The sequence below is a fragment of the Pseudomonas nitroreducens genome (assembly GCF_010994165.1).
Taxonomy (GTDB): Bacteria; Pseudomonadota; Gammaproteobacteria; order Pseudomonadales; family Pseudomonadaceae; genus Pseudomonas; species Pseudomonas nitroreducens.
This window is the reverse complement of the sequence record NZ_WMBX01000001.1, coordinates 1,207,837-1,229,560: the sequence shown is the minus strand read 5'-3', so window position 1 is coordinate 1,229,560 and position 21,724 is coordinate 1,207,837. Positions and strand designations below refer to the sequence as shown.

General features: G+C 56.6%; 22 protein-coding genes. 6 read left to right on the top strand and 16 right to left on the bottom strand.

The window, feature by feature from the left end; all coding sequences use genetic code 11:
- Nucleotides 1-10: 10 nt before the first annotated feature.
- The 7 genes from traD to ssb all read right to left on the bottom strand — a co-directional run bounded on the left by traD (nucleotide 11) and on the right by ssb (nucleotide 8,234).
- On the bottom strand, nucleotides 11-1,846 hold the full coding sequence (traD, locus tag GJV37_RS05855) for a conjugative transfer system coupling protein TraD (protein WP_138526905.1): 1,836 nt from the start codon (nucleotides 1,844-1,846) through the stop codon (nucleotides 11-13).
- Complete coding sequence (mobH, locus tag GJV37_RS05850) at nucleotides 1,843-4,260, bottom strand: MobH family relaxase (protein ID WP_281286837.1); 2,418 nt, start codon at nucleotides 4,258-4,260, stop codon at nucleotides 1,843-1,845. Before mobH ends, traD begins: the two co-directional genes overlap by 4 nt.
- Nucleotides 4,261-4,469: 209 nt before the next feature.
- Nucleotides 4,470-5,513, bottom strand: coding sequence for a lambda-exonuclease family protein (locus GJV37_RS05845; RefSeq protein ID WP_138526907.1), 1,044 nt, complete (start codon nucleotides 5,511-5,513; stop codon nucleotides 4,470-4,472).
- A gap of 127 nt (nucleotides 5,514-5,640) precedes the next feature.
- Complete coding sequence (locus tag GJV37_RS05840) at nucleotides 5,641-6,144, bottom strand: hypothetical protein (protein ID WP_138526908.1); 504 nt, start codon at nucleotides 6,142-6,144, stop codon at nucleotides 5,641-5,643.
- Nucleotides 6,125-6,304, bottom strand: coding sequence for a hypothetical protein (locus tag GJV37_RS05835; protein ID WP_138526909.1), 180 nt, complete (start codon nucleotides 6,302-6,304; stop codon nucleotides 6,125-6,127). The genes GJV37_RS05840 and GJV37_RS05835 overlap by 20 nt, the downstream gene beginning before the upstream one ends.
- 225 nt (nucleotides 6,305-6,529) lie before the next feature.
- Entirely contained in the window at nucleotides 6,530-7,633 is a 1,104-nt protein-coding gene (locus tag GJV37_RS05830; protein WP_193452206.1) for a RecT family recombinase, read from the bottom strand.
- 61 nt (nucleotides 7,634-7,694) lie between these two features.
- Complete coding sequence (gene ssb / locus GJV37_RS05825; protein ID WP_193452205.1) at nucleotides 7,695-8,234, bottom strand: single-stranded DNA-binding protein; 540 nt, start codon at nucleotides 8,232-8,234, stop codon at nucleotides 7,695-7,697.
- A gap of 402 nt (nucleotides 8,235-8,636) precedes the next feature.
- Between ssb and GJV37_RS05820 the strand changes: the two genes are divergently transcribed.
- The 6 genes from GJV37_RS05820 to GJV37_RS05795 all read left to right on the top strand — a co-directional run bounded on the left by GJV37_RS05820 (nucleotide 8,637) and on the right by GJV37_RS05795 (nucleotide 13,159).
- Nucleotides 8,637-9,224, top strand: coding sequence for a hypothetical protein (locus GJV37_RS05820; RefSeq protein ID WP_138526992.1), 588 nt, complete (start codon nucleotides 8,637-8,639; stop codon nucleotides 9,222-9,224).
- 4 nt (nucleotides 9,225-9,228) lie between these two features.
- Nucleotides 9,229-10,107: a DsbA family protein gene (locus tag GJV37_RS05815; RefSeq protein WP_138526991.1), complete on the top strand. Its 879-nt coding sequence runs from the start codon at nucleotides 9,229-9,231 to the stop codon at nucleotides 10,105-10,107.
- Nucleotides 10,097-10,381, top strand: a complete 285-nt coding sequence (locus GJV37_RS05810) for a hypothetical protein (protein ID WP_138526990.1) — start codon at nucleotides 10,097-10,099, stop codon at nucleotides 10,379-10,381. The genes GJV37_RS05815 and GJV37_RS05810 overlap by 11 nt, the downstream gene beginning before the upstream one ends.
- Before the next feature lie 238 nt (nucleotides 10,382-10,619).
- Nucleotides 10,620-10,982, top strand: a complete 363-nt coding sequence (locus tag GJV37_RS05805; RefSeq protein ID WP_193452204.1) for a helix-turn-helix transcriptional regulator — start codon at nucleotides 10,620-10,622, stop codon at nucleotides 10,980-10,982.
- Nucleotides 10,982-12,247 carry a type II toxin-antitoxin system HipA family toxin gene (locus GJV37_RS05800; RefSeq protein ID WP_138526993.1) on the top strand — a complete coding sequence of 422 codons (1,266 nt, stop codon included), beginning with the start codon at nucleotides 10,982-10,984 and terminating at the stop codon, nucleotides 12,245-12,247. The genes GJV37_RS05805 and GJV37_RS05800 overlap by 1 nt, the downstream gene beginning before the upstream one ends.
- A 132-nt stretch (nucleotides 12,248-12,379) precedes the next feature.
- Complete coding sequence (locus GJV37_RS05795) at nucleotides 12,380-13,159, top strand: hypothetical protein (RefSeq protein WP_193452203.1); 780 nt, start codon at nucleotides 12,380-12,382, stop codon at nucleotides 13,157-13,159.
- A 29-nt stretch (nucleotides 13,160-13,188) separates the two neighbouring features.
- Here the strand turns inward: GJV37_RS05795 and traN are convergent, their stop codons facing one another.
- The 9 genes from traN to GJV37_RS05750 form a co-directional block, all read right to left on the bottom strand.
- Complete coding sequence (gene traN / locus GJV37_RS05790; protein ID WP_193452202.1) at nucleotides 13,189-15,891, bottom strand: conjugal transfer mating pair stabilization protein TraN; 2,703 nt, start codon at nucleotides 15,889-15,891, stop codon at nucleotides 13,189-13,191.
- Nucleotides 15,892-16,020: 129 nt separating this feature from the next.
- Nucleotides 16,021-16,218, bottom strand: coding sequence for a hypothetical protein (locus GJV37_RS05785; protein WP_138526982.1), 198 nt, complete (start codon nucleotides 16,216-16,218; stop codon nucleotides 16,021-16,023).
- 273 nt (nucleotides 16,219-16,491) lie between these two features.
- Complete coding sequence (locus tag GJV37_RS05780) at nucleotides 16,492-16,707, bottom strand: hypothetical protein (protein WP_138526983.1); 216 nt, start codon at nucleotides 16,705-16,707, stop codon at nucleotides 16,492-16,494.
- A gap of 265 nt (nucleotides 16,708-16,972) precedes the next feature.
- Nucleotides 16,973-17,113 carry a hypothetical protein gene (locus tag GJV37_RS05775; protein WP_157837669.1) on the bottom strand — a complete coding sequence of 47 codons (141 nt, stop codon included), beginning with the start codon at nucleotides 17,111-17,113 and terminating at the stop codon, nucleotides 16,973-16,975.
- 349 nt (nucleotides 17,114-17,462) lie between these two features.
- On the bottom strand, nucleotides 17,463-17,708 hold the full coding sequence (locus tag GJV37_RS05770; RefSeq protein ID WP_024766033.1) for a hypothetical protein: 246 nt from the start codon (nucleotides 17,706-17,708) through the stop codon (nucleotides 17,463-17,465).
- A gap of 96 nt (nucleotides 17,709-17,804) precedes the next feature.
- Nucleotides 17,805-18,203: a hypothetical protein gene (locus GJV37_RS05765; protein WP_138526968.1), complete on the bottom strand. Its 399-nt coding sequence runs from the start codon at nucleotides 18,201-18,203 to the stop codon at nucleotides 17,805-17,807.
- Nucleotides 18,204-18,268: 65 nt separating this feature from the next.
- On the bottom strand, nucleotides 18,269-18,712 hold the full coding sequence (locus GJV37_RS05760) for a hypothetical protein (RefSeq protein ID WP_138526967.1): 444 nt from the start codon (nucleotides 18,710-18,712) through the stop codon (nucleotides 18,269-18,271).
- A gap of 70 nt (nucleotides 18,713-18,782) precedes the next feature.
- Nucleotides 18,783-20,528, bottom strand: a complete 1,746-nt coding sequence (locus tag GJV37_RS05755) for a VWA domain-containing protein (protein ID WP_138526966.1) — start codon at nucleotides 20,526-20,528, stop codon at nucleotides 18,783-18,785.
- Between the two features lie 77 nt (nucleotides 20,529-20,605).
- A complete protein-coding gene (locus GJV37_RS05750; RefSeq protein WP_193452201.1) occupies nucleotides 20,606-21,703 on the bottom strand; it encodes a DUF3150 domain-containing protein in 1,098 nt (365 codons plus the stop codon).
- Between the last annotated feature and the right edge of the window lie 21 nt (nucleotides 21,704-21,724).

The window sequence follows — 21,724 nt, the reverse complement described above, 5'->3', positions numbered from 1 at the left end:
GGGCCTCCTATCAGGCTGCTTTGTCAAAATTGATGATCGGGATACGGCCCTTGCGAAGATCTCCGCCAGCAAACACTGCAAGGAACTCTAGGTCGGGCAGTTCGCCCAGCAAGCCGGTAGGGAAACGCTCGCCCTCCTCCTGCATCAGCCGCTCACCGACGTTGCCACCGACACGAATGCCGCTCTGGTCTGGGCTATTTCCTTGCGTGCGCATGACGTACTTGAAGCGCGTCGGTGTGAGTTTGTCCGCGATGAAGGCTTGCGTATCGGTATCGAGCACGCGCAAAGCCACGACGTGGTTGCAGTTGCCGAGAACCTGCATGGCTTTCGATTCATCCCCCAGCCGCGCCTTGAAGTCTGCGATGGTCTGCGTGGCGATGTAGAGGTTGATGCCGGCGCCGCGCCCCTTGTTGAGCAGCTGGATCAGCTGGTCGTTGATAACCTCTGCAGCCTCATCCACGAAGATGTTTACGGGCTTGGGAATGCGGTGGTTGTAGATTTCGCCAGCCGTGGAGGCCAAATCAGCCAGTGCCAGCGAACCGATGGTTGAGCCAACCATCGAGTCCGAGAGCGAGTCGAGACCCATGTAGAGCACCTGGTCCCCGTTGATCACGGAGTTGAGGTCGACAATGGGACGCTCGTCGTCGGGATCCGCCACAGGAGACAGGAGCGGCCCCATGGCGCCAGCAGTCAGCATCACCAGAATCGGCAGCAAGCCGGCGATCATCTTGCTGAAGTGCGAGCGCTCGTGCTCCAGCATGGTGAGAAGGCCTTCAATGTCACCGTTCGCTCTGACGGGCGCGATATCCTGGTAATAGACACGGCGAAGAACCTTGGCCTTCCCTTCGATATCGCCTGGTTTCACCTTTGCGCTGATCAAAGCGGCAGAGGCCATGGCATCGAACTGCGCGTCGCCGAATACTTCCGCGCCGTAGGCCATGATGACCTTGATCGTCAGGCCCGGAACGTCCCCTTCCAGCGTTCGCCTGAGCCCAACCAGGGTGGGTTGGATCTTGCAGATCAGCATGGCCTGAATCACGTTGTTCAGGGCCATCATCGAGAATGCCTGGAAGGGGTCACCGGCATCACTTTTCATCAGAACAGCAACACGTGAGGCAATTTCTGTCGCGCGACCGAAGTTTTTGGTCAGCGACAGGCGTACCGAACGCTCAGGGAAGGCCGGGTGGAAATACTTGTACCGGTGGCTCTTGCCGATTCGTGCCGTTGCCATCTCACAGGTGCGCGCTAGCCCCTTGTCACCCTTTGGATCGATCACGATTACCGGTTCGCCACGGGCGATGCACTGGGTGATGGCCATGTCAAACCAGCGGGATTTTCCGGCGCCGGTGGTGCCCACCACCAGGAAGTGGATGTTTCGCGAATCCGCGGGCCGCATGCAGGGCTCTTCCTCTCCCATACCCAAGCCATGGATCCACTTGGTGCCCTTGACTGTTGCCTTCCGCTTTCCCTTCTTGCCCAAGATGTCTTCAAGGTCCAACGCGAGCAGCTCGAAGGCGTACTGCCCATGCATGTGGCGCCAGGCAAAGGCCTCTCCGAAATAGATATCGCCTTTGTTGGCCCGGACCATCGCGATCATTTGATCCAACGTGATGGTATGAACGCCGGCGCCATAGAGACATGCCTTCGCGTTGTGGACGCGCAAGGCCTTGGGAAGCGCTGCGAGTGCGAAGCCCGCCTGAACCCCTACCGTGATGAGGTACGGAGTGATAGGCATGCTGGTGAGCAGCTGAACGGCCGTGCTGCCGATTATCGAGGTGCCCCATGCAGCGACCTCGTGAGCCTCAAAGTTTTTCCGCCAGTAGCTGGTGTAGTCCCATTCGCTCATTTGGCAGGGATCTCCTCAGGTAGTGCTCTGATGAAAATTTTGCGTTTAACCGCCACTTTCACTGCATCGCGCAGCGCGAATATCGCCTCCTCCAGAAGGGCCGGGGTGACGCCAAACTGATCTGCGATCTGCGAAACCTGGTGCGGAGTGATGGCGCGCAGGCCGAGGCCGGCGATGACCTCGAATGAAGACTTCGCGATCACCTGCTCGACCGCGTTACGCAGAACAGGAAGCTCGCCTGTTGGAAGGCGACTGAGGTGGGGCACGTTCCAGTCCAAACGTGCCAGCTTGCAGATGATCAAGCTGTAGTCCTGCGTGAACAGGAACCCTTCCTGGTTCTTGAGCTTCTTCAGGACAGCAGGTCCCTCCGATGCGATGTCCTGCCAAAGCCATCCGGCCTGCACCAAGCCCTCAACATCATCGTGCTGAAACGCCGAACCCAGGCGAACGAACACCTTGTTGAAAGCACTGCGCAACGTATCTGGCTCTGCTGCTGCAGCTATAAGCTTTCGCGCTAATTCCGGGTGCATCTGCAGCAGGTACATTTCGTGGTCGGCCAACAACTCTGCATCACCAGGGGATATCTCCAGCGGAGCAATAGGTGCTGAAGATTTCTCTGGTTGGGCTGGTTGGACTGCTAGCTGAACTTGCGGAACGGTCGCTGATGAAGCCTGAGGGGTCGGCAATGGGCTCGCGCCGATTTGATCGCCGCGTAACTGGCTGAGGCTGATTCGTCCAGGGCGAGCAGCGCGCTCCGGTGCCGCGGCTGCAGCCGATTGCTGTTCTGGAGCATCGTCAGCCGCCAGCGCGCCGGACGGTGATTCGGAAGTCACCGGAGCCCCGTTATTCGCCCCACTCGCGTTGTCCTCGGGCAACTGCGACAAGTCGCCAAGCATTTGCTCGAGGGTGAACGTCTGCTCCGGCTCTTCTTCAGGCTCCATCGGCTCTTCTGCGGAGCCTGCAGCTGGTTTGGTAATCTCGAGTGAGGGGGATGCGTCTTCAGCTGTAACACCTGCTCGCACACCCGGCGAAGGCTTACCGATCTCAGCCGTCGCTGGAGCCTTCTTCCGCTTTGGCTTGGTCTGTTTATCGGCCGGCGGTACGACCTCCTCGCCACTGTCATCGGCCTGCCCAGGGGATGCAGTGTTTTCCTGCTGGAACAAATCTCCCTGGTTCTCGTTCTTCTGGCTCGCCTGCTCACCCAGCTTGTCGTTGGGTGCGATGAGGTCCCTTGCCTTTCCCTCCTTACCCAAGCTGATTGAAACCGGGGGTGGCAGAGGTGTAAGCGGGAAGAGGATGTCCGGCGAGAGGAGTTTTATGCACCGCAGCGCCGGCGCCTGTCCGTTCTTACGCAAAAGGTGCGGTGTGACGTACCAATAGACGTCGCCATTAGAGGCGCGCTCCGCGATACCGTGCGCAGCTAAAATCCCAACCAGGGTATCTGCGGCGCGCGGGATCGCGACAACACCGTCGGCGACAACCATCTGCACGATCTCGTCGGCAGCCATCGTCCAAGCGATGTAGATTCCGTCGGTAGCTATCCAGACTCGTCCACCAGGAACATTCGCCTTCCAGGTACCCTTCTCGATCAGTCGAAGCATGGCATCGGTAACTAGGCGAGCTACCGGAACGCCTGTATCACCACCGGTGGTATTTCGTGGGCCCTTCAGGAGATCCCGTTTCACTGAGGCCTCATCCGCTGCACGCACGAGCGATGTCAGCGGCCCTGCCCCTGCGCCAGAGATGGCGTCGAGCATTGCCTCGTAGATGTCGTGGCCACCGTCCCGAATCCAGGCCCGGGCCTCATCTGGAATGATGCCCCTAACCAGCGAGACTGAAACTTGAACATGGTTAGCGTGCCGATCAGGATTCCAGTGGAGAAAATACCGGTTGATACCGGTTCGACTTGACCACGCATGGAGCGTTTCCCGCTCGTAGTTCCACTCTTCCCCACCCTCAAAGCTCGTCGCCCGAATGTCCGACAACGGTTTGCCGGCATCGTGAAGCAACCCAGCCGCAACGCCAGCCACGTACCAGCGGCGCAACCGCATGCTTCGCCGCGAAGGCGTTTCGCCAGCGTCGAATGCCGTGGTCAGGCAACCGTCGAGCGTGAACGCTGCCACTTCCATGCTGTGACGGAGCAAACCTCCAGGACCATCATGGTGATGGCTCTGTGAGGCCGGGAGGAGATGGGCCAGCTCAGCGAAGTTATTGAGGATCGGCTCGACATACCTCGCAAACTCTTCATCAGGCAGTCCAAGTGAACCCATGAGCCGGTCGAAGAGATCCTGCTGATATCGGCGCATGAACCAGCGGCCGGCAACCAGGCCAGGGTAGCCTTCCTGGTAGGGTGGGTACCGAAGGTTCCGCCAATTGTGATTCTCAAGGTATGGACGGAGCTCAGGGGCAATCATTTCCTCGGCAGGGTGCGGGTACGAACGGCCGACCCAATCGGCGTTCCGATTACCCCCAAGCGAGAAAATCCGTCTGATAAGCGAGATAGGCGACATAGGCTTCTCTTTGTGTGGACTGGCGCATGTTGCTTGCGCGCAAGCCCGGCAAGAGGCCATTTCCCGCCAAAAAAAGGGCGAAAAAAAACCCGGCACATGGCCGGGCGGGGAACTCAGAACCAGAAGGTTCCGTAAGCGACTGAAGGCTCTGTGGCCTCTTTCGATTCAGCTGGCGCCAACCTGCGAACCCTAGGTTTAGGCTCTGGCAGCGCTGTTGCTTCGTCGTAGTTCGGATTTACGGTATGTCGATATGCAACGGAACCACCCGTTCGATGACGATTCAGGACGTCTTCAGGAATTGCGTCATGCAGTTCCTTCGCCACCCCTTCCCAGTCAACAGCACCGGCGATCTCGTAACACGTCACCCGCACACCAAGAGCATCGGCTCGTCGAAACAGCCCCATCAGCGGTCGGAACGCAGCATCCTGTTCCTTAGCTTGATTGGTCAGTGCTTTGAGCTCTGCTTTCAATTGCGTGATTTTTTGCTCCAACTCTCGTCGTGGTCGGGCCAGCTTGCGCCAGGCGTCCAATTCGAGCTGATCCAACGGTAGAACATCACGCTTTGGATCTGCTGCCGGCGGGGAGCCGGTTTCAACCAACTCCCAGAAGTGGATCTCCGCGGCAATGATCCGCTTGCGCGTTACTTCGTCGAGCGACACCGGTAAGCAACATGGTTCGTGCTTGGGGGACCAAAACCACAGGTACCCTTCACTCGCGCCACTGACGATCATCTGATGCCACACCTGCCACCGATACAGCAGGTATGCATGGCTTTCCATCTGAAGGCGGAGCACTTCCAGGTGATTCGCGTCGGCCAGGTTTTTTATCTCCACCGGTGCGCCGTTGGCCAACAGACCGTCGAAGGATGCCCGAATGATTGGGTACTCCTGCGACTCGCCGCAGACCGGCATGCCCAACTGGCCGTACTTCTCTTCGAACGCCTGCAGAGCCATTGGCTCTCGCTGTACCCCCTGCCGCACCTGCGGAATGACCGATAGGTCCGGCGGGGTAACGATGCCAACCAGCTCCCTCCATAACTCCAGAGGGCTTTTATCCGGGTTTGCACCCATGATCACTGCACAGCTGGTCGCAGAAACTCCCTCACGGCGCCACTCGTGCCAATCGGGGGATCGCTGCGCGAGATCAACGACTTTCATCTCGTTCTCCTTTTCAAGTAGTGAACCACCTGGTCATGCCGACCCAAGTGGTTCCCACCGGAACGAACGAGCCCCTTGGGGCGTCCGCCCCAGAGGGATTTCTTCTGGTACTCCAGGCTGCCCGGCATCAAGCAGCCTCTGCAGCAGTCTGGTACCGGGCATAGATCTCTTCTCGCTGTCGCATGGCGTCTTCGAAGCTGAGCAACCCTGCGTTGCAGGACTGGATCAGACCGACTACCTCCATGCCACGGCGCCATTCGACGGTATCGGCAACACGGTCAAGCGCGCCCGGGTCGGGCGCGCCATAACCGTCGTCGACCAAATCACCGAGACACTCCTCCATCGAATCGAAGGTGACATGCCCGGTAAAACCATCGCTCTGGAACGCCTGCCATCGAAAGCGGCCAGGCTGCGAGGCGTCAGGAAGGATGATCCCCCAGGCGTCTCGCCGGCAGTGCTTCAAGGTCAAACCGACTTCGAGCTGGCCGACGAGAAACTCCAGGAGGAATAACTTCGCCTGAGTCTTCTCGATCACCTCTTCAGCACAGACCGCAAACGGGCCACCATCGTGAAGTACCTGCTGCCACTCGCGTAGCGATTTCTGCAGGCTTTCAACGGTTGACGGCCGCATTGCTCTGCTCCTTGGCCAGGGATGGTTTCAGGAGCAGGAACAGGTCTGGATAGTTCTTCTCAGCGATTTCGATTGACTGCTCAAACGACTCCGCCTCGCAGCGGAATTGCTTCGTTTCATTGGTCAACAGGTTCACGAGGGTATGAATGTAGGTGCGCATGGGATTTCCTTTTCAGAATTCGATCACCTGAAAAGGCAGCGCTCCCGAAGGGGGCGAATGCCCCCTCAGGGTGGGTTTTTCCTGGCGCCCTACGGCAGCAGCAGGGTCAGGATCAGCTTGATGATGTCGAGCATGATGCTTCCTCAGTTTTGCCAGAGTCCCCCGCTAGGGGGGTTCCCTGGCGGGTTGGTTGACTCGGCGTGCCCGGAGGCGGTCGAGGATGAGTTATTCGCCCTGGGAGGCGATGGCATAGGCTTCAGCTCGCGCTGCGTTGATTTGCTTCTCTGCGTAGTTGCGCGCATCGACCGGCCAGGTCGACACGTACTCGAGTGCTGCATTCCAGGCCCCAGAAAGGCCCGCGCGGCGGACCAGTTCAGCAACTTTCTTGAGCGTTCTTTCCGGGAAGTTAGGTGCGGGCACGGCTTCGCTATCAGCCGCTAGCAACTCCCCCTCAACCAACACAGCTTCCGGTGCCGGCTGAAGCTCAGCAGCAGGTACGGCGGCCGGCTCGGTGTCCACCCGGCCAGGCTGCAGACCTTCCTCTTTCGAGGTAGGTAGCGGCTCAATCGGATCGACTACCTGCGCATTCCCCATGTAGCGCTCGATCGCTGACACATGCACGCCAGTGGTACTGAACCCCTCGCCACCATCGGTATTGAGGTACTCAATTACCTTGTCCAGCTTCCCACCTGCGAACGGCCAGTACTTGCGGGCAATCTTGATCGCCGATTTCTTCTGCATCGAGCTTTCATAGTTCACCCATGGACCTTTCTTTTTTCTCCGCCACAGGTCTGAGGCCTCTCTTGCAGCGTGGATCTCCTTGAGGGTCACAACTTCGACGTGGAACCGACCATCAGGGAGTTCCGCTTCGACATAGCAACCCAAGAGTTCTCCTCGCTCCTCCAGGGGGGCAAATGGTTTGCACTTAAATATCGGCTGTTTGCGCTTACCGAGGTATTCGAACACATCGTTCGAATACACCAGCTCGACATTAGCATCTTTAATTGCGCCATCATTCACGGCGACCTTAATCATGCCTCGCCAGGAAACATCGAGGACGACTTGCCCATCACGAGGAACCAGATAGGCCAGTTGCCGTGCAGGATCCAGTGTCAATCCCGACGCAGCAACTTGCGCAAACGCGTTACGAAGTGACAGTTTGTTCTGGATTGCAGCATTGCAGAGATAATCGTTATTCATCATTGCTTGAGCTGCATAAAGCAGCTCATTCTGAAATACGACATCCGAATTGCTCAGCTTGGCAATCGACTTAAACTTATCTTCCTGCTTTGCAATTACAGCCAAAGCGTTTTGAAGTTGCTCGCTCATTAGATTTCCTTTTATAAAAATAACGCACCCGAAGGTGCGTCTTTCTTGAACAGTTCCGACTTCAGCTAATCAACAGCAAGCAGCGGCTGATGGGCGCGAACGGAATGTCGTCATCGAACGAGTCGTAATCCGGAGCTGGCTGCGGTGCCGGCTGCGGTGCCGATTGTTGCGGTCGCTGTGGCGGGCGCTGCGTGGCGTGGCTCGCTGATCGTTGCTGACTCTGAGCTTGTTGCTGCCCATCGTCTTGACGATTTCGGTTACCACCAAGCAATTGCATTTCTCCGTTGATGTCCACAACCACTTCCGTGGTGTAGCGATCCTGGCCGTCTTGCGCTTGCCACTTACGAGTTCTCATCGATCCTTCAACGTAGATCTGAGAGCCTTTTTTTACGTATTCCGCTGCGACTTCAGCAAGTCGACCGAAAAACACCACTCGGTGCCATTCGGTGCGCTCCTGCTGTTGCCCAGTTTGCTTGTCCTTCCAGCTTTCACTGGTGGCGAGCGTTACATTGGCAACTGCATTGCCATTGGGCATGTAGCGAATTTCTGGATCGGCGCCAATGTTGCCAACCAGAATTACCTTATTTACTCCGCGAGCCATAGTTTTCTCCATATCAAGAGAACTAAGGGCGGCATGATCCCGTAAGGGGCATGTCGCCCCTAGGGGGTTTTTGAGAGGTTTTTGGTTGTATTTGTAAATCGGCCAACAAGCCGACCATGTGCAAAGAGCACATGACTAAACCTAAACGCTCAAGCGATTAGATTTAATTAGAGAATTCTGCTGGTCATGCGGCGAGCACTTGGTGTGCCGCAGAGGGTGGCCAGGAAGGCCGAAGATGCTTTTAACGCCATGCAGGCGTGCCGCAAGTCTGCAACAGCCGGTATCGATCTGCAAGATAGCGGGGTCGGCATCTTTTTTTCCGGTCAATTTGTTGCGTGAAAAAGCGAATCCTCACCGTCAGCGGCTCGGACAATTTCAACAAATTGATCCCGAGGATCCACCATGCCCAACTGGAAGTTCACCGGCCGATTTGGCCTCTACGCGGGACTGCTCCTTTCCGCGTCCTGTACGCACCAGCCACCGGCTGACAAAGCCGAGCAATTGCCGCTCGGCGTTCCGTATGTAGTCGAAAGCTACGGCCCTGACTTTCGCGATCACTACACCAGCTGGGGTCATGCGGGCCGCGGTGGCGCCGCGCTTCGAGAACCTACCTACCAGCCGGTCCTGGGAAGCAAGGACGTGCTCGACACCCGGAACGGCAAACTCTATCCGGAGCTTCAGCCGCAGCCGAAAGCATCCCACCAGCCGATGGTGGCCGTGCCCCCCGGCCTGGTGGCAGCCAACTGCGCCGAGAACAACGGTGTCGCCCAGACCTTCGCTCTAGGCACACCAGCAGGTGGGAAGTTCATCACCACGCTGGCCAACGGAAAAGGCACCGTCAACGAGTACGTGCAGGTCCGCAACAAGCTCTGCCGCGGCACTGAACGGCTCACCTATGACGAATGGCTGATCCTGGTGAACGGCACACCCAAAGACTTGCCGGTGCACCTGCAGGCTCCCTCCCGCCCATCTACCCCTCAATGGAAGTGAAACGATGTCCAATTCGAACCTGACCGGCCATATCGCGATCACTGTGCTTGGTGTGGCAGTAGCGGTCGGCGTGTCCTTCATGCTGAACGCGCGTTACACAGACGCCTATGTCGCCACTCAACTGGTAGAGAAGCTTCCAGGCCAAGTCGATAAAACCTTGGAGTTACGGGAATCGAAGGTCATGGCGGCGCAGCGCGATCGAATCCTTGCGGGCTGGACCGCCGCCAAGAACGCCGACATGAAGGATGGCCGCCACGTTTACGGCAACCCCCAGGCCGAGTTCACGCTGGTCGAATTCAGCGATCTGGAGTGCCCTTTCTGTCAGCGTTTCCATGACACCCCCAAACGCATCGCCGACGGCTCCAACGGCCAGATCAACTGGGAATGGCAGCACTACCCTCTGCAGTTCCACGATCCGGCAGCTAATGCAGCCGCCGTAGCAGCCGAGTGCATAGGCGAGCAGGTCGGAAACCAGGCTTTCTGGGCATTCACCGGCGAGTACTTCAGCCATACCCAGCTGAACGGCCAAGGCCCCGAAGACCTCGAGAAGGTAGCGCTGTCGGTCGGCGCTCAGCCGGACCCGCTGCGTAGCTGCATGAGCAGCGGCAAGTACGACGAGAAGATCCAGAAGCAAATCAGCCGCGGTACTTCACTGGGTGTCACTGGCACGCCGGCGACGGTGGTGGTGGACAACACCACTGGCAAGCACCTGATCGTGAAGGGGGCGCAGCCGGCGCAATCGTTCCGCGCCGCGATCGTGCAGCTGGTCGCTATGCGCAACGAAGCTCCCGACCAGGAAGTTCTGCCGCCACCGGAACAATCCCCCGCAACCATGCCAGCCCCGATCAAGCCCTTGGACCTCGGAGGTGCGCATGAGCAGTAGCCACGCCCCTCTCGAAGATGCCTCGATTCGCCGCCTGGCAGACCTTTTGGAGCAGGGCACTGAGCGTGAGCGAGTGTTTGCCCGCCTTCGGGCGGCGAAAAGCTGGTGGGCCGTGGGGGAAATCCTTCAGCAATACGGTCTCAGCGTGATCGGGAACGATGGCGAACTGTTCGCTGTGAACTTCGAGCAACGTGAGTTCTTCGCGCTAGCTGACTGCGGACACAACATGCAGGTTTTCGAGGAACGGCTAGGGCCCTACACCTGTGAAGGATGAGTCCGCGCCTTAGCAGTGCTCCGATCCAAGAGCGCCCTATAGCCGCCGTCAGGCGGCTTTTTCTTCCATAAATATGCAGTTCATATGCTTCACCACTTCATAGTTTGAAACATATGTGTATCACTTCGCTCTGATTGAACCATATGAGTTTCAGTCGTACACTGATGAAACACAGGAGCTTCATTAAGCTCATCTTGAGACACACAAGCTTCAGAGCTGCCGAACCCGGAGCCGTCCCATGAGAACTTCCCTTCTTCAGCAGATCAAAAGCCGGCGGAAGCAGTTGGGCCTCAAGGGCATCGACATGCCCGCACGAACAGGTATCAACAGACAGCAGTACGGTTTGATCGAGAAATCGGGAAACCCAAGCCTCGAGACCCTAGACAAGATTGCAGAAGGGCTTGAAGCCGAGATCATGCTGATACCGAAGGAACTGACTCGGCTGGTGGAAAACATCCTGAAGACAGGAGTGAGCTACCAGAATCACCAGCGCTACCCCATTCTGAAAAGCGAACTTGCCCCCGGCCCTACGCTTAACGAGGAACTTGGGGACAGCGATGACCCATGGGCGATTCTAGAGAAGTCGAAAGAGGAAACGTGATGGCGGGGGAAAAGGTTTCAGCTTTACGCCTGTCTCTACAGGACCAGCTTGTCGGTTACGTGGCTGGATTCGTGAACAATCGAAACGTGCTCTCCCTGGCTCCCGAATACATCGAGAACCAGGGCAGATACTCCCTAACCCTATCGTTGGCCACGCAACAGAAATTCGACACCCTCGCGAATAGGCTCTTCCCCAAAGCCCATCGCATGCAGCTCCACCCGCTTCTGAGCAACCTGCTCCCCGAAGGAGCACTACGAGAGCTGCTCGCGCAACGGCTGAAGATCGATCGGATGAATGAGTTTCCCCTCATGGTCCACTTGGGAGCAGATCTTCCCGGGGCGCTGGTTGCCGAACCCGTCCCGGCGGATGATGTGCCTGATTACGCCTTTGGTGACCATGGCCGGCTGGACAGAATCGCCGTTGATGCGGTCGATCGGATAGCTCATTTCTCACTGGCCGGCGTTCAGATGAAGTTCTCCATGCAGAGCCGCGATGGCAGATACATCATGGGGGACTCGAACCAGCCGGGAGACTGGATCATCAAGACTCCCTCGACCAGGCACCCAAACGTGCCAGCTAACGAATTCACCTGCATGAAGTTGGCCGGCTTGATCGGCGTGGAAATACCCGAGGTCCGATTAGTCGGTCTGGACCAGTTGGAGCAGCTTCCTGAAATCAATCTGCCGAACGAGACGATGGCCTACGGGATCCGACGCTTCGATCGTGCTGAGGGGCGCCGCATTCACGCGGAGGACTTCGCTCAGGTGACCTTCTCCTATGCAGCGAGAAAGTACGAACGAGAGAGCTACGAGAACATCGCCCGCCTTATCTACGAGAACGTCAGCGCGGGCCAGTTGGATGCGATCCAGATGGCTATCCGCCTTCTCGCAAACATCCTGCTTGGTAACGGTGATGCGCACAAAAAGAACTGGAGCGTCATCTATCACGATGGGATTACACCGGCCCTGTCTCCTGCCTACGACATCCTGTTCACCAGGGTCTACATGGGCGACGAGCAAGAGTTCGGTCTATCGATGGCTGGCACCAAGCGCTGGTACGACGTGACGATGGACCACTTCTTAGAGTGGGCGGACCGAGCAGGAATACCTAAATCGCCGATCCTCTATAACCTGCGCCAGGCAATGAACGCAGCGAGAACCCTTTGGCCACAGGCCCTAGAAGAGAGCCCTATGGCGGACACCCACAAGGAGGCCCTACGCGCTCACTGGAAGGCCCTTCAGCCTGATTTCCGGATCGAGGCGTAGCCACTCCGATAGCTGTCCGTTGGGAATCTCAAGATGTGGTCGAGAATGGGATGGAGCTAATGGCTACCCGCTCCCAGGTTCGGCGGGTATCCTGCCGCTCACCATGGAGTCCACGATTAAGGAGTTTTCCCGATGGTTCATCGCTTCGCGCTCGCCAGCGCTATGGCCGTCCTAGTTGGCTGCGCCGCCGCTCCCCAGCAACCTCCTCTGCCTGATCCGCAGACTGTGCCTCGCCAGCAATGGTCGGATGCATTGACCGTGTTCGACGCAATGGGGCTGAAGGGTCAGCGCGATGTCCCGAAAGAATTGGTTGGACAAGCTCAGGGGCAAGGTTCAGCCTCCAACGTGAGCGGTGGTGCCGGTGATCTAGTTGCCGGGCCGTCTGTAGGGGTTGGGCTGGGTATGTTTCTGTTAGGAGGTGGCGGCGCCCCGTCAGAGGGTCTACCCCAGATAGCCGCATGGGTACCAGAAAGCCTGGCATCATCTCCGGAACAGGCAAATCGCCTTGTAATTTCAAACTGGAACTCTGCACGTTCCAAAGTTCTACATGGGAATACTCGAAACATCCCAGTTATAACAGCAAGGTATCCATATGGCTGGAACCCATCAGTTGCGTTCGCAAACACTAAAGATGGTCTATTAGATCAGCCTATACAGTTCGATGGACATGCAACAGCGCGCCCTAGCTTCCTAAAGTCACGACAGGCATATGGGCCAATATTTATCTACCCGAAATCGATAAACATAGAAGCGAGTGACGCTTCAATTACTGCACCTGAGTATATGGCAGCCCTTGCCAAGGAACTACCAAATTGGTTCTACTTGTATTACCCTGGCTCAAAATACTCTAAACTTCAGCTACCAGCCGCAGTTTATAATGAAGGCTCGACACTTCGATTTGTCAGCAAGTAAAGTAAAGCCCCGCAAACGCGTGGCCTTACTTACTGAACCGGCTGCATCTGCTGAGCTGCATTCTTTTTCACTGTATCTACATCTATACCTTTAAGCCGCTCAGTGTTTCGTTCAACAGTGTCTGCTCTACCCGCACCATCGTTGAAGATATCGTTAAGCTCGCTACCACTACCGGTCAAATTTGTTAAAGTCACAGAGTTCACCGTTGGGAGATTTCCTGTGACGCTAAGCATACCGATCCACTCAGAGAGATCAATCTTAGACCAATCCATTTGTTGCAACTGCGCTGGGGTTAAGCCTTCGCAACTCGGACTCTCTGCCTCACCAAAATTCAAGCCAAGCTGCTTCCGCCCTTGCTCTTGGATTATTCGTCCCACGACAGAACCAAAACAACAATACGCATCTCGCTTCTCGATACATCCGCCAATCGATTTGCTCGCACAGTAACTCCCCACAAACGAACACTGTCTTGTTTCATTCTTCGCGGCAAGTTCGAACTCTTTTGGCTCGCACTCCCAAATAATATTAATCAGCATGTCAGTAATTACGTAAACCGTATAGATCCAACCAATTACGTTAACCACCATTGCTGCCTGACTAGACAACCCAGAAACAGCTCCGTCTGTCCCTGTTTGGAACACCGCATTTGCTGCGTTAGCTGCCCCCATCTGAACCATCCCATCGTATGCCCATTGCATGAGCTGCTGCTGCAGAACACCCAACGTCATATCGCCTGCCATCTTGTCGGTGAAAGCACCTGTTGCGGAATCCACGATGCTCCCCCACTGCCCCTTGATTAAGGCACTTGCACCGGACTCCAATGCAGCCTCGCCCGCCTGCCAGTAGCCATTAGCAAAAAGGCTCCCTGTACGATTCAACGCTTCCACCGACGAAGCCATTTTCAGCGACGACATGGTCAGGTTCACGTAATCCATGAGACTGACCCCGCTAGGGGCCTCACAGCAGTCCACATAGCCGCCCAAGGCCTTCTTGCACTCCATGGCCTCGCCGCCGAAGATTTTGCAGTCAAGGCTCTCCGGGGAGGCGCAAGTCATGTCCTGCTCCGCGAACTGGGTGACTTGCAGCATTGCAACTGCGTAGGCGAAATCGCCACTCTTGGTATTCGACGTATCGAAGCATTCGCTTCCCATGCAGCGAGCTCCTCCCGGGCACTCGATCTTCTGGCCGGTGTTCACCACAGTCGGTACCGAAACGTCGTAACCGCAGTCCCAGGTCTCGTTGTAGACGTAACATGTCCCTTTCGAACCACTGGCGCCTTTAACACACGATTGGCTAACAAAGCCGCAGGAACTGTTCTGCTCGAAGCTGGTGCAACTATCCAAACTCGATCCATCGTTGTACGGGCATTGCGTCTTGCCCTGCGCATCCACATAGCAGTCCATTTGGCCTACGTTGTAATCACACTGGAGTGCAGATACATGGACCTTCGTTGCCATTCGATCGACGTTAGGAATGGGGGGCGGTTGCAGCTTCTGATAAATCGGATCGCCTGGGCAAACGTCGAAGCCCGACAGGTTCACACAGCTATCGGCATCGCCGCTGCTCCCGGCAGTGGTGCTATATGACCCAGTGCAGAACTCCTCAAGCGTGGCAGTCGCTGCAGCAAGACAATCTTGGGGAGTCCAGTAGTCCTCAACCACGACAAGGAATTGAGCCATCTTGTAGAGGCCGGTCGCGGAGAAGCTGTTTGCAATCCAGGTCCCAAGAGCCTTCACGCTTCCGTTATCGTGAAACACGTAGGCAGTAACCCCGATCGAAGACATTTTCTGTACCAGCTCAGCTCCACCGCTACCAGCACCGTCCTTGTTACCGATGAAGACGATTACCTTCTGAACGTCGCTTCTCCAGGTAAAGGTATCCAGCACATAGTTAGCTGCAGCGATGTTGTAGGTGTCGCCAGAGGTGGTCCCTACCCCATTGATCCACGACTGGAACGCGCCGGTGTCGTCCGTAAGGTCAATATGGCGGGAGACATAGTCAGTGCCACGGGTTAGCGCGCCACCAATTCTGAGGTCGCCAGAGTTGGTCGCTCCGAGCAGCATGGCCAGGTTGCTAATCGAGCTACGCAACTCGGAAATCACACCCCCCATGGATCCTGAGTTATCGACAAGGAAAACAAGGTCCACAGGACCCGCTTTCACCTTCACCTCATGGCTGATATCGCAGTTTCCCTGCGGCTTTACGAGGCGTTCGCAGGTCTTGTAGTTCGCGATATGAGATTTGATGGTCGCATCGGCAAACTGATCGGTCTTTTTGCAATCTGCAAAGTTTTGTTGGAATGCCTGCATGTAATCGCTCGATCGGACAGAGTCAGCATTCGAGTACATGGGGTCTTTCGAAAGGTCGGGTTGAACCCTACGTGACGAGTCCTGAAGCAGGCGATAGGCATCCCCCGTGGTGCCGGAGTCGCTGGCGAGTTGAGTATTCGCCTTCTGGCCGAGATCGATCGTGTGCGCATCACTCCCATAAACGCCTTCCAGGGACTGGGTGTTCCCATCCTGGTAGCCGGAGAAGATGTCCTTCAGTGTTGCCGATCCGGTGGATCCGTTGAAGACGCTGATGCCCTGCTTTCCAACGTCCTGGCCAGCACTGGACCCTGCTGAAACAGCGTCGGCCCAGGCGCTGAAGGCAGTCATGTTGAGGTACAGCCCCACCACAACCGTACTGACCGCACGGATCAGCGATTGGCGGGCGCGGAATGGGTTTGGCATGGGCGAGTGCTCGAGGTTGAAGTGCCTCGATGCTATGGAAGCTGGATAGAGCCGGAAGGCCTTTTCCAGTGAAGATTGTGCAGAAAAACGAAACCCCGGTCAGCACGTGCTGACCGGGGTCCGTAGGGGTTACGTCGGAACGTGGACGATCACCTCGTCGTCGGAGGAGATGAGATTGTGAATCACTGCCCAGCGCTTGACGTAGCGGGGGTCTGGATTCCTGTCCTTGACGGTATCGGCGATCTTCGGTGGCACCAGAAAGCGCCGGCCGGAATCGACCATCAACTCACTCAGTTCTCGACAGTAAATTGCGTTGGCTGCGGTCACGATTCGTACTCCTGGTAGGTGATCCCCGCAGCCCTCAGCGTTGAGAGGGTTCCGGGGATCACCCACCAGGGGTGATCACAGCGGAGCCTAGCCCGAAGGCTAGGCTCTAGGTTTTAGGTACCGAGCCGCACGAGGCGTCCAGGTAGGTTCATCCGTGGCGGTGAGCTTGACGCTCCTTCTTGTGCCGTTGAATGACGCGATCGAGCAGAAGCGCGGTCCCACCCATCAGGACCGTGAACGTAACGACCGCAATCACACCAATGCCAAGAGGACTCATTCGCCTTCTCCTTTCAGATCTTCCAGTACAGCCATGATCAAACTGACTACCAGGCAGAGAAATCCTACCACAAGTAGCCAAGCTCCCCACTCAAGGTTGTCGACTCGTTCGTCCGGAGGCAAGCCAAGTAGCAGCAAACCAGGCACGATAAAGCCGGCACCCATGGCTAGAAAGAAGTTGATGAACCAATCTTTCAATTTCGTTTTTTTCATTTACTACCTCTCAATCAATGCGCAGAGGTAGCCCTTGCGGGAGACTCCCGCACAGGGTTAATTATTTCCAACTCTGACCCATTGGGCTGAGTTACTACGCTTACAGCGAATCCAGTTCCTTCTGCATAAATCGCATGCGGAAGTTTTCTGTCGAGTGCAAGGCTTTCAGCCTTACGGACAGCTGCAAGGGAATCGTCGAAGTGCATTATTGCCACCCACGTAGAGTGAGAGGCTTCCCGTGAGGGGGAGCCCCTCAGGGTTTTATTCAGAACGTAATGTTCTGGCGAGCCTTTACCAGACTTGCTGTTTGAGACTGTTTGGCAGTCTCGAGAGTTCGGTCGAACAGGCCACAACCAACATGGATGCCACCAACGGTCAGTGCGACAATAACGGCCAGAGTTTTCATTTGTGTATCTCCATTTGCAAACAGCAGACGGAGATACCCCATACGGGATTTCTCCCGCTGTGGGTTTGTGAAAGCATCTATCCGGAAATCCAGAATCAATGCTTTGTTTTTAAGCCAGTTTTAAAGCCTGGCTCCGCTTTTCCATCCGCACATACATGCTTCAGGAGTTGCCCAACCACATAGGTGGTATAGGCGCTTGGCGAGTGCAGCACTGCACATCGCAAAGTTTTGGTGCCCCGTGGGGCTATTCGTAATTCAACCTTTGGTTGTTTTATGGAGATGATACCAAACTGCTCCATCTGAACAAGGTATGAAAATAAGAAAAGGCGCCTACAGACGCCTTTTTTATTTACGCACCTTGCGGAGAAAATACCCGCTGGCCTCTTTTGTGCCGGAATCGGTCTACGACCACTTCCATTTCACTTTCCAATATCACCGGTTGTTTAAAGCCTTCACCCTTAACGTGCTGCAACATCAGCACGCCCCCAGACTCCAACTCCCATAGATGGACTTTGGTGTCGCCACGGGAGGCCCAGGCCTTTCTCTTCACGGTGGTACCGGCAGTCATCTGCGCTGCAGCGAGGATTGGATTCATGCTGCTCACTCCGAGTTGACGGAGCGGCCCCCCATACGGAGTGAAGCCCCGTATGGGTTGTGCATGTCGCCGGCTACGCCGGCGGTCCTGCTGTTGCTATTGCTTGCAGTAGCTGTTGATTGCAGACGTTTTCTGGGAAGCCCAGGCAAGTGCCTGCGCGCGGCGCTCTATCGTCATGTAGCGCCAGCTGGTGTCCACTGCGTCCTGGAAGAAGCCGTAGGCGTCGATCCATTCCCAGTAGATGCCAGCGTGATCTACGCGGCCGAGATCGTGAGCTCGCGGGCGCAGGAGTGAGAACACCTGACTGAGGTTGTTCCCGACCAACGCTTCGCGTACCAAGCTCAGTTCACCTTGGCCCAAGACCGCGGAGCAGACCTTGTCCAGCAACACCAATCCGCTGCGAACCAGGTCGCTCTGAACGGCGTTTACTTCTTGCTCATTGCGCTCACGAAACTCCAGCGCCTGCCGGCGCAGGTTTTCATGGTTGAGGTCCATCTTTCTCTCCTTTCGATGCCGAAAAGAGAAAGCCCGCGAGGGGCTTTCCCCCTCGGCGGGCTTTTTTACAGTTTCAGTTTTGTCTGCAGTTTGCGGCAGATCCAGAGAACACCGTCCCGCACATCCTCGTGATCCGCACCGCGGTCGAGGTGAGCCTCAGTCCAGGCGTTACAGCAAGCCCGGAAGCTGAAGGGATGGTTGTCATCACTTTGGATCCACAGCAGTGCATCCATACGCGTTTCGTTGCTCGACTGGGGATGAACCAGTTGGCGCAACGTGAGCTTCAAGAGGTACTCCCTGAGCCACTGAACGTAGTCGTCAGTAACTTCGTCTTCCCCCCTCAACCGTTCCAGCTCTGCTTCGGACATCTCGATGATGTCGAGAAGACCGAGTTGGATCACCTTGGCAGCAGTGGAGCGGCGCGGGCGTGGCCCGAAGGTTCGGCGTTGGGTTACGACCTGCTCCCCGAACAAATCGAACAGGGGCATGGCAAGTACAATATTTTCCATTTCAGACCTCCACATTCCGCACGGAGGTCTCGCCCATTGGGGGAGACCCCCAATGGGATGATTGGTTACTTCAGGCGACCAGTGACTCTCGAACGAGCTCGTAGAGCGCGTTCTTGAGGTTGGATACTTGACCTATCGCTTGGTACCTCGAGAAGCACTTGGCAAGGACTGTGGCGGTTGCCTTTCCAAAACCCAGGCCAAACACCTCAATACCGCTCGCCTCGCAGCGCGCGACCAGTTCCCTCACCTGCTGCTCAGTTCCGGAGTCAGGCTCGCCATCGGTAGCAATCAGGAGCAGCTTTCGCTCACCCGGTGCCCGAAGGACTTCGCATGCCGCTGGCCAGATTGCTCTGTACAACGGGGTTAGCCCCTGAGCCGAAGCTCCGAAGCCACCCTCTCGCACCGCGGTTACAAGCCTCTCCCGCCAGCTTTTGATCAGCGCGCAGCGCTCTACACCATCGCCAGACATGTTCGGGAAGGACATAGCCCCCGTTGTGACTTGGGGAATGTTTTCCAGCGCATGAAGGACGGCATAGATCGCGGCTTCAGCTTCTCCCATCGACTCGCGCATGCTTGTCGACTTGTCCAGCAGCAATTGCACCGCTGCTGAACTTCGCTCTGCACGCGCCTTGTGACGGTAGATCCTGGTTTCCCCCGCCGGCAGCATGGCCAGGCGCCCGGTATCCAAACGCTTCCCGGAACGCCTAAGGCTTACTCGGCAATCCACCTTCGCCTGCAACAGCCCATACAGGCACTGTTGAAGTCCGGACGACTGGAATACTCCGTACCTGACGCGCGACTCGCCTTCCATTTGTGATCGGTCCATTGCGCGACCGCCCAAGGTGAATGGCGAGAGATTTGGCGGGTTGCTTTTAGCTCCCTGAGTCAGCAGAGCAGCGGCTACGTCACCCACGTCGGAAACTAAACCATCGAGATCAGCTTCCGAGGCCTCCATGGCCAGCTCGCGCAGGTTAGGAGCCCCGTCAGGTGCGCTTTCGCCTGAAGCATTCGGCTTTGCTGCTTCAGCAGGTCCATCGCAGGGCTCAACAGCCCCTTGATTCCCCGCCTCCGATGCATCGTCGCCGGAACTGTTTGGGCCTTCCTGGTTGGACTGTTGCCCTTCCTGGTCAGACTCACCTGCCTCCGGCGAGCCGGGTTCGTTAGCATCACCCGGCTGCGGACCGTTTTTATCGCGTGGCGCCTCAGATGAGGACGGCAGCAACGCAATAATCTCGTCGACCAACTGGAGAACTTCCCAGGTAGACCCGCAGTCGAGCGTCCGCTTCACTATCTCCATCACCGAACGCGCCGCGTCGGTGCCGATTAGAGAGTCCAGGCGGGCGAGGTACGCCTTTGCCGGAACCTCTAATTGCGGCTCCTGCAGCAGCCAGTAGCCCCCGAAAAGAACAGCGTTGGCGACGACGTGCAGCGGAGGACATGCGTCCACCGAAGCTGCCACGAACGGCTCCAACAGAACCTTTCGATTGAGGTAGCGGAGGTTGTCCTCCGTGCCCGGGTACTGCTCCATGCTTAAGCGCTCGATACGGATATCTTCGAGCGCATTCAGCAGGTGCCGGCGAAACGCGACAGATTTACTTTGCTCAAAGGCTTCCAAGTCGGTGTTGCGGACGTGGGAGCACTCGTGGTCGATGTAGCCAAAGGCTAGGTCCAGGTCATCATCAGCGAAAGGGACATACACCTCCCTGTTCACATTCGTGTAAGCAACCGAGCCTTCAACAAACACCTTTACGCCGGTTTTCTCGGCCAGGTGTTGAGCGTAGATCGGCAGTGAGCCGACCAAGGATTTCGTACTCATCGTTGTCTCCTTTCTCGCCACCGCGGAAAGGAGTTCTCCCCTTGCGGAAGAGAACTCCCGCACGGGGTTTTTGATGGTTAAAACCAGAAGTTTTGCGGTATCGGTTGAGGGGCTACCTCCACCGGCGCCGACGTTGCTGGCGTTGGGCTCGGGATCTCAGCTACCACCGGGGCGGGAGCATCTACCGGAAAGAGCAGATCGGCGGGCTCCTGTTCGGCACTCGCTGCAGCTGAAAACAGCTCGGCGAGTTGTACCTGTTTAGGCTCCACTCGATCCGCATCACAAGGAGCCGTTGACGTGACCTGCAGTGCAGGTGCGCCGGCGTTTCCCTTGGCCAGATTGAGGTTTTTGACGAGTCGCCGAATCGAGTCCTCGTCGCTCAGGCTCGATACCAGCGTGACCACAGTGTTGTACTCCACCCCCGACACAGGACCAGCCTGCGGCAGGGATGCCAGCACCTCTTCGATATGGTCAGTCAGCACCTTCACATCCGAGGACAGGAACATGAGGCCTCGGAGTTTCGTGCTGATTTTGCGCACGGTGTTCAGTGTCACCTGAGTCACCTGGCCCCGCGTCGCGAGTCCCGTTTCCAGGAGCCGGAGCGCTGTGTCTGCCGTTTCAGCGTAAAGCTGATCTGACAATCCACGGACCTGCTTACCGAGCGTGTCGGACAGGTGGGTATCACCGTCCGGAGCCACTCGGCACGCGGCATAGCCGAACTGCATTCCTTCCTCGACTTTCGCCTTGGGCGTCACCGAAGCCTGAATTGCATTTCGCCACTCTTCTTTGTCCCATCCCTTATCGATCCAACGTTTGACCAGATGGTCATAGTTAGAAATGAACCAGGTTTTGGCTGTATAAAATTCATCTTTGAGTCTTTCGAGCTCTGCGATCACTTCTTGGATTCGGTCCTGGGAAACTGCGTAGCCCCCCAAAAACTTGACCCCATGTGTTTCTAGAAATGCAGTCGCTTTACGCTTGAGTTTCTCAAAGGGCTTTAAAACTTCAGGATCAATGACGCGCATTGACCCGAGTGACGCCAAAGTTTCTGGTGGAACCTTACCCTCAAACATCGAAGGCTGAAGTTTCTTTCTTGCTGTCCAAAGATGAATATCTGAAAGATCCACCAGCAGAAGCTGCTGAAGAATCTTAATTTCATTAGGTTGAATAGCCATTGTGATTTTTCCTTTCTCTCG

Excerpts from the sequence above, each read along its gene's own strand:
- traD (WP_138526905.1), bottom strand. The coding sequence starts at position 1,846 with ATGAGCGAATGGGACTACACCAGCTACTGGCGGAAAAACTTTGAGGCT.
- mobH (WP_281286837.1), bottom strand. The coding sequence starts at position 4,260 with ATGATTGCCCCTGAGCTCCGTCCATACCTTGAGAATCACAATTGGCGG.
- GJV37_RS05845 (WP_138526907.1), bottom strand. The coding sequence starts at position 5,513 with ATGAAAGTCGTTGATCTCGCGCAGCGATCCCCCGATTGGCACGAGTGG.
- GJV37_RS05840 (WP_138526908.1), bottom strand. The coding sequence starts at position 6,144 with ATGCGGCCGTCAACCGTTGAAAGCCTGCAGAAATCGCTACGCGAGTGG.
- GJV37_RS05835 (WP_138526909.1), bottom strand. The coding sequence starts at position 6,304 with ATGCGCACCTACATTCATACCCTCGTGAACCTGTTGACCAATGAAACG.
- GJV37_RS05830 (WP_193452206.1), bottom strand. The coding sequence starts at position 7,633 with ATGAGCGAGCAACTTCAAAACGCTTTGGCTGTAATTGCAAAGCAGGAA.
- ssb (WP_193452205.1), bottom strand. The coding sequence starts at position 8,234 with ATGGCTCGCGGAGTAAATAAGGTAATTCTGGTTGGCAACATTGGCGCC.
- GJV37_RS05820 (WP_138526992.1), top strand. The coding sequence starts at position 8,637 with ATGCCCAACTGGAAGTTCACCGGCCGATTTGGCCTCTACGCGGGACTG.
- GJV37_RS05815 (WP_138526991.1), top strand. The coding sequence starts at position 9,229 with ATGTCCAATTCGAACCTGACCGGCCATATCGCGATCACTGTGCTTGGT.
- GJV37_RS05810 (WP_138526990.1), top strand. The coding sequence starts at position 10,097 with ATGAGCAGTAGCCACGCCCCTCTCGAAGATGCCTCGATTCGCCGCCTG.
- GJV37_RS05805 (WP_193452204.1), top strand. The coding sequence starts at position 10,620 with ATGAGAACTTCCCTTCTTCAGCAGATCAAAAGCCGGCGGAAGCAGTTG.
- GJV37_RS05800 (WP_138526993.1), top strand. The coding sequence starts at position 10,982 with ATGGCGGGGGAAAAGGTTTCAGCTTTACGCCTGTCTCTACAGGACCAG.
- GJV37_RS05795 (WP_193452203.1), top strand. The coding sequence starts at position 12,380 with ATGGTTCATCGCTTCGCGCTCGCCAGCGCTATGGCCGTCCTAGTTGGC.
- traN (WP_193452202.1), bottom strand. The coding sequence starts at position 15,891 with ATGCCAAACCCATTCCGCGCCCGCCAATCGCTGATCCGTGCGGTCAGT.
- GJV37_RS05780 (WP_138526983.1), bottom strand. The coding sequence starts at position 16,707 with ATGAAAAAAACGAAATTGAAAGATTGGTTCATCAACTTCTTTCTAGCC.
- GJV37_RS05775 (WP_157837669.1), bottom strand. The coding sequence starts at position 17,113 with ATGAAAACTCTGGCCGTTATTGTCGCACTGACCGTTGGTGGCATCCAT.
- GJV37_RS05770 (WP_024766033.1), bottom strand. The coding sequence starts at position 17,708 with ATGAATCCAATCCTCGCTGCAGCGCAGATGACTGCCGGTACCACCGTG.
- GJV37_RS05765 (WP_138526968.1), bottom strand. The coding sequence starts at position 18,203 with ATGGACCTCAACCATGAAAACCTGCGCCGGCAGGCGCTGGAGTTTCGT.
- GJV37_RS05760 (WP_138526967.1), bottom strand. The coding sequence starts at position 18,712 with ATGGAAAATATTGTACTTGCCATGCCCCTGTTCGATTTGTTCGGGGAG.
- GJV37_RS05755 (WP_138526966.1), bottom strand. The coding sequence starts at position 20,528 with ATGAGTACGAAATCCTTGGTCGGCTCACTGCCGATCTACGCTCAACAC.
- GJV37_RS05750 (WP_193452201.1), bottom strand. The coding sequence starts at position 21,703 with ATGGCTATTCAACCTAATGAAATTAAGATTCTTCAGCAGCTTCTGCTG.